Origin of the sequence: Streptomyces sp. NPDC059452 (assembly GCF_042750035.1) — a bacterium.
GTDB lineage: Bacteria > Actinomycetota > Actinomycetes > Streptomycetales > Streptomycetaceae > Streptomyces.
Window position 1 is genome coordinate 108,236 of sequence record NZ_JBHYVE010000005.1, and the last position, 13,005, is coordinate 121,240.

General features: G+C 72.1%; 12 protein-coding genes. 4 read left to right on the plus strand and 8 right to left on the minus strand.

Annotated elements, in window-relative coordinates; genetic code table 11:
- Positions 1 to 157 precede the first annotated feature (157 nt).
- The 5 genes from ACFW9Z_RS09925 to ACFW9Z_RS09945 form a co-directional block, all read right to left on the minus strand.
- Complete coding sequence (locus tag ACFW9Z_RS09925) at positions 158 to 907, minus strand: ABC transporter ATP-binding protein (RefSeq protein ID WP_384637140.1); 750 nt, start codon at positions 905 to 907, stop codon at positions 158 to 160.
- A complete protein-coding gene (locus ACFW9Z_RS09930; protein WP_384637143.1) occupies positions 883 to 1,773 on the minus strand; it encodes an ABC transporter permease in 891 nt (296 codons plus the stop codon). The genes ACFW9Z_RS09925 and ACFW9Z_RS09930 overlap by 25 nt, the downstream gene beginning before the upstream one ends.
- The gene (locus tag ACFW9Z_RS09935) at positions 1,770 to 2,852 is read right to left on the minus strand and encodes an ABC transporter substrate-binding protein (RefSeq protein ID WP_384637146.1); all 1,083 of its coding nucleotides are present in this window, start codon (positions 2,850 to 2,852) and stop codon (positions 1,770 to 1,772) included. Before ACFW9Z_RS09935 ends, ACFW9Z_RS09930 begins: the two co-directional genes overlap by 4 nt.
- 26 nt (positions 2,853 to 2,878) lie before the next feature.
- On the minus strand, positions 2,879 to 3,382 hold the full coding sequence (locus tag ACFW9Z_RS09940) for a flavin reductase family protein (protein ID WP_384637149.1): 504 nt from the start codon (positions 3,380 to 3,382) through the stop codon (positions 2,879 to 2,881).
- 463 nt (positions 3,383 to 3,845) lie between these two features.
- Positions 3,846 to 5,147: an ROK family protein gene (locus ACFW9Z_RS09945; protein ID WP_384637152.1), complete on the minus strand. Its 1,302-nt coding sequence runs from the start codon at positions 5,145 to 5,147 to the stop codon at positions 3,846 to 3,848.
- Between the two features lie 510 nt (positions 5,148 to 5,657).
- On the opposite strand from ACFW9Z_RS09945, the gene ACFW9Z_RS09950 reads away from it, so the two are divergent.
- Positions 5,658 to 8,054, plus strand: a complete 2,397-nt coding sequence (locus ACFW9Z_RS09950; protein ID WP_384637155.1) for an endonuclease/exonuclease/phosphatase family protein — start codon at positions 5,658 to 5,660, stop codon at positions 8,052 to 8,054.
- Between the two features lie 27 nt (positions 8,055 to 8,081).
- Here ACFW9Z_RS09950 and ACFW9Z_RS09955 read toward each other — a convergent pair whose 3' ends face one another.
- The 3 genes from ACFW9Z_RS09955 to ACFW9Z_RS09965 are packed head-to-tail and all read right to left on the minus strand — an operon-like array spanning position 8,082 to position 10,503.
- Positions 8,082 to 8,978 (minus strand): alpha/beta fold hydrolase, encoded by an 897-nt coding sequence (locus tag ACFW9Z_RS09955; protein WP_384637158.1) that lies wholly within the window; start codon positions 8,976 to 8,978, stop codon positions 8,082 to 8,084.
- Positions 8,979 to 8,998: 20 nt separating this feature from the next.
- Positions 8,999 to 10,273: a beta-ketoacyl-[acyl-carrier-protein] synthase family protein gene (locus ACFW9Z_RS09960; protein WP_384637161.1), complete on the minus strand. Its 1,275-nt coding sequence runs from the start codon at positions 10,271 to 10,273 to the stop codon at positions 8,999 to 9,001.
- On the minus strand, positions 10,270 to 10,503 hold the full coding sequence (locus ACFW9Z_RS09965; protein WP_015612298.1) for an acyl carrier protein: 234 nt from the start codon (positions 10,501 to 10,503) through the stop codon (positions 10,270 to 10,272). Before ACFW9Z_RS09965 ends, ACFW9Z_RS09960 begins: the two co-directional genes overlap by 4 nt.
- A 240-nt stretch (positions 10,504 to 10,743) precedes the next feature.
- On the opposite strand from ACFW9Z_RS09965, the gene ACFW9Z_RS09970 reads away from it, so the two are divergent.
- The 3 genes from ACFW9Z_RS09970 (at position 10,744) to ACFW9Z_RS09980 (ending at position 12,801) form a co-directional block, all read left to right on the plus strand.
- Positions 10,744 to 11,190, plus strand: a complete 447-nt coding sequence (locus tag ACFW9Z_RS09970; RefSeq protein ID WP_384637164.1) for a nitroreductase family deazaflavin-dependent oxidoreductase — start codon at positions 10,744 to 10,746, stop codon at positions 11,188 to 11,190.
- 182 nt (positions 11,191 to 11,372) lie between these two features.
- Positions 11,373 to 11,987: a GPP34 family phosphoprotein gene (locus ACFW9Z_RS09975; RefSeq protein WP_384637167.1), complete on the plus strand. Its 615-nt coding sequence runs from the start codon at positions 11,373 to 11,375 to the stop codon at positions 11,985 to 11,987.
- An 82-nt stretch (positions 11,988 to 12,069) separates the two neighbouring features.
- Positions 12,070 to 12,801: a nitroreductase family protein gene (locus ACFW9Z_RS09980; RefSeq protein WP_384637170.1), complete on the plus strand. Its 732-nt coding sequence runs from the start codon at positions 12,070 to 12,072 to the stop codon at positions 12,799 to 12,801.
- The last annotated feature ends 204 nt before the right edge of the window (positions 12,802 to 13,005 follow it).

The following is a 13,005-nucleotide window of genomic DNA, read 5'->3' on the forward strand; positions in this document are numbered from 1 at the left end:
CTCCAGGCGGGTGCGGGAGTGGTTCCCGGGCGGTTACGGGGAGTTGGGCGCGGCCGGGCAGCGCTTCGGCGGGCGTGGGCCGGGTGCGGGCGGCACGGCTTTCAGGCCGTCGACGGGCGCGGGCACGTTCCGGGCGGGCGCGCGGGCGGCAGGTCGCTCAGGACGTCGGCGGCGGCTGGGTGACTCCGAGGGCGGTGAGCAGGGTGTCGCGGTACTCCTGGAAGCGGGCGTCGCGCCGGGAGCGCGGGGTCGGCAGGTCGATGGCGAGGTCGACGGAGATCAGGCCGTCCTCCAGGACCAGGACCCGGTCGGCGAGTTCGACGGCCTCGTCGACGTCATGGGTGACCAGGAGGACGGCGGGGCGGTGGCGTTCGTACAGTTCGCGGAGCAGGCCGTGCATCTTGATCCGGGTGAGCGCGTCGAGGGCGCCGAACGGCTCGTCGGCCAGCAGGAGTTCGGGTTCGCGGACCAGGGCGCGGGCGAGTGCGGCGCGCTGCTGTTCGCCGCCGGAGAGCTCGTGCGGCCAGGAGCGGTCGCGCCCGGCGAGGCCGACCTCCTCCAGGGCGGTGAGGCCGCGTTCACGGGCGCCGGGGCCGCGCAGGCCGAGGATCACGTTGTCCAGGACCCGGAGCCAGGGCAGCAGCCGGGAGTCCTGGAAGGAGAGCGACACCCTTTCGGGGACGGTGAGTTCGCCGGTCCCCTCGACCGTGTGATCGAGGCGGGCGACGGCCCGCAGCAGGGTGGACTTCCCCGATCCGCTGCGGCCGAGGAGAGCGGTGAACTCCCCCGGTGCCACGGTCAGGTCGAGCTCCTTGAGGATGATCCGGTCGCCGAACTTCCGTACCAGTCGCTTGGTCTGAACGGCGGGGCGGACCTCAGTGATCAGCCCGCCAGGGTGCGTCGCCATGACAGGGCCCTCCTCTCGATGGCGCGTACGGCCGCGTCCGAGGCGAAGCCGAAGATCCCGTAGGCCACCAGGCCCACGATGATCACGTCGGACTGGGCGTACAGCTGGGCCTGGAACATCATGTAGCCGATGCCGCTGGTGGCGTTGATCTGCTCGACGACGATCAGCCCGACCCAGGACGAGGTGACGCCGAGGCGCAGGCCGACGAAGAAGCCGGGCAGCGAGCCGGGGATGACGACCTTGCGGACGAACTGGGCCCGGCTCAGGTCGAGTCCCTCGGCCAGCTCCACGTACCGGCTGTCGATGGAGGTCAGGAAGGCGAAGGTGTTGATGTACATGCTGACCGCGACGCCGAGGGCGATGACAGTCACCTTCATCTCCTCGCCGATGCCGAGCCAGAGGATCAGCAGGGGCAGCATGGCGAGCGAGGGGATGGCCCGCTTGATCTGGAGCGGTCCGTCGATCAGGTACTCACCGCCGCGGCTCAGTCCGGCCGCGACCGCGAGCACGACACCGCTGACGACGCCGAAGAAGAGGCCGAGGCCCGCTCGTTGGAGGGAGATGAGGACGTTGTCCTGGAGACGGCCGGTGGCGACCAGGTCGGAGGCGGTGGAGATCACGCTGCCGGGCCCGGACAGGATGCGCGGGTCCAGATAGCCGGAGGCGGAGGCCGCCCACCACAGGGCGACGAGCAGGGCGGGGCCGATGAGCCGGCCGAAGGGCAGGGACCGGCCGGGGCCGAGCCGTCGGCGGGTGCCGCGCGCGACGGCGGGGCCGGGCTCCTGGGGCGGGGCCCCCGGCGGTGCCGCGCCCTTGGTGAGGACGGCGGGCTCGCTGGTACGGGCCGTGGGCAGCAGGTCGGTCATGAGGTCTCCCGGTACTCGGCGGGAACGGACTCGGCGGCCAGGCCCTCGAAGCGGCGGTCGAACAGGTCGGTGACGTCCTGCTTCGGTACGAAGCCGCCCTCGGCCATCAGGTCGGCGGTCTCCTGCTCCCACGCGATCGCCTTGTCCCAACTGACGGGGAACTGCGGCTTGTTGAGGGAGGAGACGATGCGCTTCCCGTCGGCGACGGAGACGCCCTGGTCCTTCACGTAGTAGGTGTCGATCCACTCGTCCGTGTGCTCCCACGCCCAGACCAGGCCCTTGGCCCAGAGCGGGATGAAGTTGCGGACGGCGGCGGCCTTCGCCGGGTCGTTGAGCACCTCCACCGGGGCCCACAGGACGGTGAGGAGGTCCACGACGTCGGTCTTGACGGCGGCGGCCCCGTCCTTGGCGTACTGGTCGAGGTACTTGGTGAGGGCCGGTTCGCCCAGCGGTGCCACGTCGACCTGCTTCGACTGCAGGGCGGTGAGGAACTGGGTGCTGGGCAGGGCGACGAGTTCCACGTCGCTGTTCTTGAGCCCGGCCGCCTTCAGGGCGCGCAGGACGACGACGCCCTGGGCCTGCCCCTGGGAGAAGCCGATCTTCTTGCCGCGGAAGTCCTCCACCGAGGCGATGGCGGTGCCCGGGGCGGTGGCGAAGGTGTAGATGGGGCGGGGGCGCACCTGGACCGCGACGATCTTCGTTTTCACGCCGATGGCCTTGGCCTGGATCGGTGGAATTCCCGCGTTGGAGGCGAGGTCGATGGACTCAGCCCGGAATCCCTGGATGATATCCGGGCCCGCGCTCAGGTTCGGCCATTCGGAAACGGTGAAGGCGAGATCCTTCTTAAGCCCGGAGGGTTCGAGCTGGAGCCGGGTCTGGCGTACGGCGATGGTCAGTTTCGTCCCCGGCGGCGGGGCGGCCGAGGGGAGTTTTCCGGCGGGCTCGGCACTCGCGGTCGTCTTCACCTGCGGGGAGCAGGCGGCAAGGCCGAGAACCGTTCCGGTGGCGAGGGCGAGAAACGATCTGCGGCCCACGGTTCGCGCGGTGACGGAAAGGCCGTCGGTCTGGTGAGGAGGCATGAAAGGTATTCCTGTGTTCAGAGGGATCAGAGGGAGTGGTAGGTGCCGTTGTGGAAGAGCAGCGGGCCGCGGCCCTCGTCGAGCCAGGAGTCGGTGACCCGGGCGATGACGATGCGGTGGTCCCCGGCGGGCACGATCTGTTCGGTCTCCAGCCGCAGCCAGCCGGCCACCCCGTCGAGCACCGGTTCGCCCTCGGGCAGCCGCCGCCAGGAGGTCGGGGCGGCGAACCGGTCGATGCCGCTGGTGGCGAAGGTCCGGGCCAGGGCTTCCTGGTCGGCGCCGAGGAAGTTGACGACGGTGGAGGCGGCCCGCTCGACGTGCGGCCAGGAGGAGGTGGACGTCCCGATGCCGAAGGAGACCAGCGGCGGGTCGAGGGAGAGCGAGGTGAGCGAGGTGGCGGTGAATCCGACGGGCCCGCGGCCGGAGTCGGCGGTGACGACGACCACGCCCGCCGGATAGCGGCGGAACACCTGCTTGAAACGGTCCGGGGCGTACCCGGCGGCATACGGGGAAACGGTGACGGTCAACATCTCTCCTGGAGGGGAAAGGCGGAAAAGGGCGCGCGGCGGTAGAGCGATGGCACGGCTGGGGAAAGCGAGCGGGAGAAGTCACGCGACCGGTGACGGCAGGCCGCGGAGAATTCCCGTACGCCGACAGGGTGTTATCGGGGTCCCGGACAGGGGCGACAACGGAAGGGCCGGGAGAATTCCCTCACCGGCGCAGCCGTGCGACAGCGGCATGCCGTGCGGGGCATGCTCTGCTGAATACGCGGGCGGCTGTTCATGGATCCATCTTCCCGTTCGGCCGGCGGGCCGGTCAACAATGCAACTTTCTGAATTAAGTCGGATTCCGCGCCGGCCGCACGGGAGGCCTGACGGGGAGGTACGAGAGGTCTTACGGGGAAGTGCGGAGTGGCCGACGGGGAAGTTCCGGGGGGGCCGACGGGAGGTACGCGGACGGCCGACGGAAGGTACGGGGACGGCCGACGGGAGGTCAGGACACCGCGGGCAGCGCGGGCCAGGGGCCCAGCGGGTCGGTGTAGAGCGCGCCGAGCGCGACCGCGCCGCCCGCCGTGGCCAGCACCGATCCGGTGAAGCTGCTGGGCACCACGGCCCGTTCGGGGTCCTCGCAGACCCAGGACCGCTCGGCCACCTCCGCCCGCAGGTCGGCCAGACACTCCGGGATCCGCCCGGTGCCCGGCTCGACCACCACGAGGACCTCGGGGTCGAACATGTCCAGCAGCAGCGCGGCCCCCCGGCCCACCAGCCTGGCCCGGCGCCGGAACAGCGCGAGGGCCCGGGCCTCACCGGCCAGCGCCTGGTCCAGCAGTTCGGTGAACGAGCCGACGACCAGGCCCTGTTCGGCGGCCCGGCGGACCATGGCCCGCTCGGACACCTCGGACTGGAGGCACCCGGCCCGGCCGCAGGAGCACGGTTCGGCGGAGCCCGATCCGCCGGAGCCCAGGGGCAGATGGGCCACACTGCCCGCCCCGGAGCGGGGGCCCAGATGCATGGCCCCGGAGCTCGCGAACGCGGCGTCCACCACCGCGCCGACGAAGAGCAGCACCGTGCTGGCCCGGGTCGACGCCTCGCCGAACAGCTGCTCGGCGCGGGCCAGCGCCCGGGAGTGGCTGTCCACATGGACGGGCAGCCCGGTGGCGGATTCGAGGATGTCGCGCACCGGGACGTCCCGCCAGCCCAGGTGCGGGTGGTCGACGACCACTCCGGCGGCGGGGTCCACCCGGTGTCCGGTGGCGAAGCCGAGGGCGAGGACGGTCCGGCCCGCCCCGTGCGCGTCGATCAGCCGGGGCAGCCGCTCGGCGAGGTCGCGGAGCAGGGCGGGCCCGGTGGAGAGCCCGCGCGGGGAGCGGCCGGGGACGGTGGCGTACGGGCCGTTGGCGCCGATCGCGTGCGGCTGCCGGTCCTCGGCGACGATCCGGCCGCGCAGGTCCATGAGCGAGACGGTGGAGTGCGCGACGGCCACGTGGGCCCCGGCGACCAGATAGCGGCCGGTGTCGATCTCGACGGGGATGTGGGGGCGGCCGAGTCCCTTGGGCCCGACGGTCTCCGCGCTCTCCCGGACCAGTCCACGGGCGAGCAGGCTGCCGACGTGGCCGGTGACCGCGGCCGGGGAGAGCCCGGTGAGGCGGGCCACGGTGGAGCGGGCGACCGGCCCGTGGTCGAGGATCGCGCTCAGCACGGAGCCGGTGCCGGAGACCCGGCGGGCGGGCCCTGCGGGGATGTCGGAGCGGCGCAGCGGGGCGGGACGGCGGGCGGGCGCGGTCAGACGCTTCACGGTGTCTTCCAGGTCCTCGGTGACAGCGGGCCGTGCGGGGAGGCTCCTGGACGGAGCCTCGGACCTCGACCTGCCGGTGCGGCCGGGGGTCGGGGTTTCTCCCGTGGAACGGTTGCCCGGCGTGCGCACGCCGGTCGGGCTCCGGCTGCGGTCGCTCAGGGGCTCGGTGCGTTCAGACCCGGTGACACGCCGCGGAGCACACGCGCTTCAGGTCGACATGACCCCGCGTCGTCAGGTGTGCGGATCGCTGCATGGCGCGCAACGTAGCCGGAACGGCCTAACCCGGTCAAACCGTTGACCGGATGGTGGACGGCCGTCTCACGGCGGCGTGTTGCCCGCTTATTGCCGCATGTGACAGGCGTGTGGCGGGCTCCGGCGGCGGCCCGCGCGGGGTGCGGTGGCCCGTTCTCCACCCGGACGATGCCGGGAATTAACCGGTGATGCCTTGTCATGCCCTGTTCTACGCGCATAGTTTTCTGTGTCTCACTACCAAGTTGGGGGCACCTCCTCGTGCAGATATCCAGATCCGGTTCCGTCCTGCTGACCGGCGCCGTCGCCGTCGCGCTCGCGGTGACCGCCCTGCCCGCCGCCCAGGCGGCCCCGTCCGCCACCGCCGTGATCTCCGAGGTGTACGGCGGTGGGGGCAACTCCGGCGCCACGCTGACCCGGGACTTCGTCGAGCTGGCCAACGCCGGCTCCGTACCCTTCGAGGTCGGCGGCCTCACCGTGCAGTACCTGCCGGGCGCTCCGTCGGCCGGTTCGCAGTGGCAGGTCTCCGCGCTCACCGGGACGATCGCCCCCGGCGGCCGCTACCTCGTCGCCCAGGCCGCCGGGACCGGCGGCACCGTCGCCCTGCCCACCCCGGACGCCACCGGCACCATCGCGATGGCCGCCGGGAGCGGCACCGTGGCGCTGGTCTCCGGCACCACCCCGCTCACCTGCAAGACGGCGGCGGACTGTGCGGCCGAGCCCCGGATCGTGGACCTGGTCGGCTACGGCTCCGCCGTCGTACGGGAGGGCAGCGGCCCGGCCCCCACCGCCTCGGCCACCGCCTCCGTCTCCCGGGCCGCCTCGCTCGCCGACACCGACGACAACGCGGCCGACTTCTCCGCCGGTCCCCCGACCCCCGTCAACGCGGCGGGCGAGACCTCGGGCGGCGGCCAGGAGCCGGAGGAGCCCGGTCCGACCGAGCCCGGCCCCGTACGCATCCACGACATCCAGGGCACCACCCGGGTCTCCCCGCTCGACGGCACGGCGGTCACCGGGGTGCCGGGCGTCGTCACCGGCGTACGGGCCACGGGCTCGCGCGGCTTCTGGATCCAGGAGACCTCGCCCGACAAGGACCCGCGCACCAGCGAGGGCCTCTTCGTCTACACCGGCTCCGCCGCACCGGCCGTGCGGGTCGGGGACTCCGTCCTGGTGAGCGGGAAGGTGGCCGAGTACTACCCGGGCACCGCCACCCAGTCGGTCACCCAGATCACCGCGCCCCGCACCACCGTCCTCTCCTCCGGCAACGCGCTGCCCGCGCCGGTCGTCCTCGACGCCCGTTCGGTGCCCGGCCGTTATGTGCCCTCGGCGGGCGGCGGTTCGATCGACGCGCTGACCCTGGACCCCAAGCGGTACGCCCTGGACCTGTACGAGTCGCTGGAGGGCGTCCGGGTCCGGATCGCCGACACCCGGGTGACCGGGGCGACGACGGCGTACGACGAGATCTGGGTGACCGTCAAGCCGAAGGAGAACCCGACCCGGCGTGGCGGCACGCGCTACGCCTCGTACACGGACCAGAACACCGGCCGGCTCAAGGTGATGTCGCTGGACCCGGCGAAGCCGATCCCCACGGCGAACGTGGGTGACGTGCTGAAGGGCCGCACGACCGGCGTCCTGGACTACGCCTCGTACGGCGGCTACAACCTCCAGGCCACCGAGCTGGGCACGCACGTCGACAAGAAACTGCGGCGCGAGGTGACCCGCAAGCAGAAGAAGGACGAGCTCGCGGTCGCCACGTACAACGTGGAGAACCTGGACGCGCTCGACCCGCAGGCCAAGTTCGACAGGCTGGCCGAGGGCATCGCGAAGAACCTCTCCTCCCCCGACATCGTCTCGCTGGAGGAGATCCAGGACGACAACGGGCCGGTCAACGACGGCACGGTGGGCTCCGAGGCGACGCTGAAGCGGTTCACGGACGCGATCGTCGCCCAGGGCGGCCCGCGTTACGCCTGGCGCTACATCGCCCCCGAGAACAACAAGGACGGCGGCGAGCCGGGCGGCAACATCCGCAACGTCCTCCTCCACAACCCCCAGCGGGTCTCCTTCACCGACCGGCCGGGCGGCGACGCCACCACCCCGGTCCAGGCGGTCAGGACGCGCAAGGGCGTCGAGCTCTCCGCCTCACCCGGCCGGATCAACCCGGCGAGCCCGGCCTGGGAGTCCAGCCGCAAGCCGCTGGTGGGCGAGTACTCCTTCCGGGGCAAGCCGGTCTTCGTCATCGGCAACCACTTCGGCTCCAAGGGCGGTGACCAGCCGCTGCACGGCCGCTTCCAGGAGCCGAACCGCTCCTCGGAGACGAAGCGGATCCAGCAGGCCGCCGAGGTGAACACCTTCGTCACCTCGCTGCTGAAGGCGGACAAGTCGGCGCGGGTGGTGGCGCTCGGGGACTTCAACGACTTCGAGTTCTCCCCGACGTTCACGGCGCTGACCAAGGGCAAGGTGCTCAAGCCGCTGATCACGACGCTGCCCGCGTCGGAGCGGTACAGCTATGTCTTCGACGGCAACTCGCAGACCCTCGACCACATCCTGACGAGCCCGGGGATCCGGCGCTTCGACTACGACGTGGTGCACATCAACGCGGAGTTCGCCGACCAGGCGAGCGACCACGACCCGCAGGTGGTGCGGGTGAAGACCGGCTGATCCCGGAGCCCTGCGGGCCGGACTCCCTCAGCTCCGGCCCGCAGGGGCGCCCGCCTGGCGCGGCAGACTGACGGGGGCACTCGCGGGCGCCCCCTCGGTGAAGAACCGAGCCACCAACTCCGCCACTTCGACGGCCCGTTCCAGGACCACCCAGTGGTCGGACTCGTCGATCGTCAGGAAGCGGCTGCCCTCGATCGTCGCCGCGAACTCCCGCTGCCGCTCCGGCGCGGTCACCGTGTCGTGCTCCCCGGCGAAGACCAGCGCGGGAACACCGCTCAGCCCGCCGGAGAAGTCCGGCCGGTCGGCCAGCGCCCGGTGGAGCGAGTCCGCCGCGTGCGGCGAGTGGGCGAGCGCGTGCAGGAACGAGCGGCGCACATAACGGCGGGCCAACTCCCTGCGGTGTACGGGACGTTCGGGGTCCAGGCACATCAGCGCGTCGGCGGCCAGCGCCGCGAACCCCTCCCGGTCCCCGCCCGCCAGCAGCTCCCGGCCCCGCTCCCACCGCTCCACCTGCGCCGCGCCGATATGGACCGGTACGCCACCGAGCGCGAGCCGCGCCACCCGCTCGGGGTGCCGCTGCGCGAAGCCGAAGGCGATGGCGGTGCCGTACGAGAAGCCGAAGAGGTTCATCCGGGAGGCGCCCAGGTCGTCGGCGATCCGGAGGACGGCCCGGCGCAGCAGGTCGGCGCTGGGGCCGGGCGGCAGCGGGTCGGCGGAGCCCATACCGGGCAGGTCGGCGGTGACCACGTCGGTGGCCGGGCCCAGGTGGTCGTCCATCTGGGGCCAGCCGTACATGCCCTGGAGGGCGCCGCCGAGGACGAGCGCCGGTTCGGTGGCGGGGGTGCCGCCGGAGGCGTGCGGCAGGACGCGGTAGCTGTACCGCACTCCGTCGACCGACAGCGTCCGGATGATCTCCTCGGGCATGTTCATCGACTCCCTTACCCTCAGGCCCTGGTGAGGACGAGCGCCGCGTTGTGGCCGCCGAAGCCGAGCGAGGTCTTGACCGCGCAGTCGAAGGAGGCGGCGCGGGCCTCCTTGGCGACGATCTCCATCGGGATCTGCGGGTCGGGGGCGTCCAGGTTGACCGTGGGCGGGACCAGTTGGTGCTGGAGGGCGAGCACGGTCAGCGCGGCCTCGATGCCGCCCGCCGCGCCGAGGGTGTGTCCGGTCATCGCCTTGGTGGAGGTGACGAGGGGGCTCTCGCCGAGGACGCGGCGGAGCATGGCCGCCTCGATGAGGTCGTTGGAGAGCGTCGAGGTGCCGTGCGCGTTGACGTGTCCGACGTCGGCCGGGGAGAGCCCGGCATCCGCGAGGGCGGTGCGCAGGGCGCGTTCGATACCGAGCCCGTCGGGGTCGGGGGCGACGGCGGAGTGGGCGTCGCTGGAGGCTCCGTAACCGCTGACGTGGGCGCGGACGGTGGCGCCCCGGGCCCGGGCGTGGTCCGGGTGCTCCAGGACGAGGAGGCCCGCGCCCTCGCCGACGACGAAGCCGTCGCGGTGGGTGTCGAAGGGTCGGCAGGCGGCCTCGGGGTCCTCGCGGCGGGTGGAGACGGCCTTGAGGCTGCACGCGCTGGCGATCAGGAGCCGGGTGCAGGTGGATTCGGCGCCGCCCGCGATGACGATGTCGCAGGCTCCGGAGCGGAGCATCTGGTGGGCGGTGCCGATGGCGACGGTGCCGGAGGAGCAGGCGGTCGAGACGGCCTGGCTGGGGCCCCGCACACCGAGGTCCAGACTGACGCTGCTGGCCGCGCCGTTGACGACGCTGAGGGGGGCGAGCTTCGGGGAGACCCGGCGGGCGCCGCGCCCGGCGAGGACGGCGTGCTGCTCGTCGTAGAAGGGAAGCCCGCCGTGGGCCGAGCCGATGACGATGCCGACCCGGCCGCTGTCCCAGACCGCCGGGTCGAGCCCGGCGTCCGCGACGGCCTCACGGGCGGCGATGACGGCGAGCTGGGCGAAACGGTCCATCAGCCGCTGGGTGGCCACCCCGAGCACCTCGCGCGGGTCGCAGTCGGTGACGGAGTAGAAGAAGTCGCAGGGCAGACCGTCGAGTTCGGGCCGGGGGCCGACGGAGGGGGCGAGCCCTTCGGTGACACCGTGCCAGGCGGCCCGTACGCCCGTACCGGCCGCGGTGACCAGGCCGACCCCGGTGACGGCGGCGGCGAACGGGGCGAGCGGGGTACGGCGGTAGGCCCCGGTCGCGGGGGCTGCCGGGGCGCTCATGCGGTGGCCTTGACGTGGACGACCTCGATCAGCCGCCCGAGGGTGTCGCGCGAGGTGAGCGCGACATCCTCCAGGTCGACGTCCAGCCGGTCCTCGATGAGCAGCCGCAGCTCCTCCAGGGCGAGGGAGTCCAGCCGCAGCCGGTGCAGCGGAACGTCGGGGCGCAGCGCCTCGGGGTCGGTTCCGAACTTCGCTACCAGCAGGGCGCTGATCTCTTCCGAGGTGCTCATTGGCGCTCCTGGGCTCAGTGACGCGGTGACGCCGGCCGCGCGTTGGGGGTGAGGTGGGATGGGGCCATCGGGGGACGCCGGCTGCTCCGGAAGGACCCTTTATACGCCTTCACGGAGGGGTTCCCGGCCTGCGTTCCCCCGTGCGGTGGGAGGGCTGTCCAGGTGTACGAATCCCCCGGTGCGGCCGTACGGGGTGCAGGATGGACCGGACGGGACCGTACGAGGAGAATGGAGAGGCCCATGGCGGCGGAAGCGGACGGCGCGGCGGAGGTCGAGGTCAGCCCCACCGACTGGGTGGCCCGGCAGGCGGAGCTGTACGAGTCGTCGGGCGGCACGAAGGGCACGACCCAGCTCGGGGTCCCCTGTCTGCTGCTGGACTACGTGGGGCGGCGCAGCGGGACCGTACGGCGCACGGTGCTGATGTACGGCCGGGACGGCGAGGACTACCTGATCGTGGCCTCCAACGGCGGCTCGGACCGGCCGCCGCTCTGGTACCTGAATCTGCAGGCCGACCCGGAGGTCGAGCTCCGGGTGGAGACCGAGCGCTTCCCGGCCGTCGCGGCGACGCTCCCGGCCGAGGAGAAGGCCCGGGTCTGGCCGGGCCTGGTGGAGCTGTTCCCGCGCTATGCGCAGTACCAGGCGGGCACGGAACGCGATATCCCGGTGGTCCGGCTGACCCGGCGCTGAGCGACGACCGGGAAAGCGTCTTTACCGATGCGTTGTGGCTGATGTGTCGTGACCAATGTGCCCTGTGACCGATGTGTTCTGGCTGATGCGTCGTGACCGATGTGCGCTGTGACCGATGTGTTGTGGCCAATGTGTTGTGACTGGTGTGCTGTAGCCGATGTGCTGTACGAGAGGAGCCGTTCATGAGCACGGCGAGAGACCTGTTCATCATCTCCATGGACCAGCGGTCGGAGCCCGCCGTGGGGCAGGGCGACCTGTCGCTCGCGCTCGCGGGAGCCGAGCTGATCGATCTCATCGGCGCGGGCGCCGTCACCGTGGACGACGACCGCATCGTGCCGGGCGGGCCGGCGGCCTCCGAGGACCGGATCCTCGGCGAGGCCGCGGCGCTGCTCACCCGGCAGCCGCCCCATGAGCGGATCGAGGACTGGCTGTGGCGCCGGGGCCGGGACCTCGCGGCCGCCTACCAGGACGCGTTGGAGCAGGACGGTGAGCTGATCCGGAAGCGGAGCGGCCGCCTGTCCCTCGGCTCGAAGCACGTGGAGCCGGTCGATACGCCCGCCCGGCGCGGGGCCGCCTCCCGCTGGGAGGAGAAGGAACCCGTTCTGACCGCCCTCGCCTCGGTCGTGGGCATGGGCGACGGCGAACCTTCCGATTCCGACGAGGACCCCGGCCTCGACGACGACGCCGTGACCACCGTGGTGGCCGCCGTCCACGATGCCGTGATGGAACTGGAGGCCGTACGGCAGAGGCGGACCGTCGAGAACTCGGCCTTCGCCAACCTCTGGCGCGGCGTGTGAGAGGAAGGCGCCTCCGGCATATGACGGACGGTCCGTCACCACCCCTTATGGCGCGGTGATCCGGTCCGTAAACTCCGTGATCATGACCATCGAAACGGTTCAGGCCGACCCGTCCGCCCCCGGCGGCCCCGCTCTCTTCGACACCATGTCCACCATGCGCGCCATGCGCCGCCTCAAGCCGGACGCCGTGCCGGACGAGACGATCGACCAGCTCATACAGGCCGCCGTCTGGGGACCCAGCGGCGGCAACATGCAGTGTTACGAGTACGTCGTGGTGACCGACCGTGAGGTGATGGCGCGGCTCGCCCCGCTGTGGAAGCGGTGCGTGGACTCCTACCTGGCGACCACCGGGAAGTACGCGCCGAAGGGCATGGACGAGGCGGCGTACGGCCGGATGGTGGCCGCGATCGAGTACCAGCGCGACCACTTCGCCGACACCCCGGCGCTGATCGTGCCGTGCTACCGCTTCCCGGAGCCGCGCCTGGACGAGGAGGGCCTGATCGCCTCCGCGCAGGCGCTCGGCCCGGCCGCGACCGAGCGGATGATGACCTCGCAGGCGCGGTTCCAGGCGCTGGCGGAGGGCTCCTGCGTCTACCCGGGCGTCCAGAACCTGCTGCTCGCCGCACGGGGGCTCGGGCTGGCGGCGAACATCACCATCTGGCACCTGTTCCTGGAGCAGGAATGGAAGCAGGAGCTCGGCATCCCGGAGGACATGGCGACGTTCGCCGCCATTCCGGTGGGGTGGCCCCAGGGCAACTTCGGGCCGGTGCGGCGCCGCCCGGTGGCGGACGTCATCCACCGGAACCGCTGGTAGCGAGAGGCGGGGCCCATCGCCCCGACCACTGACGGCGAGGGCGGGGCCGATCGGCCCATCGCCCACCCTGTCGGGTGATACGCCCCGTCACCCGACAGGCCCTAATTGCCCGTCAACTCCCTTACTGCACACACCAATTGACCGACACGCCGCCATCCGGCGTTCATTGTCATGCCCTTCTCACCTCGTTAGCCTGAATGCGCT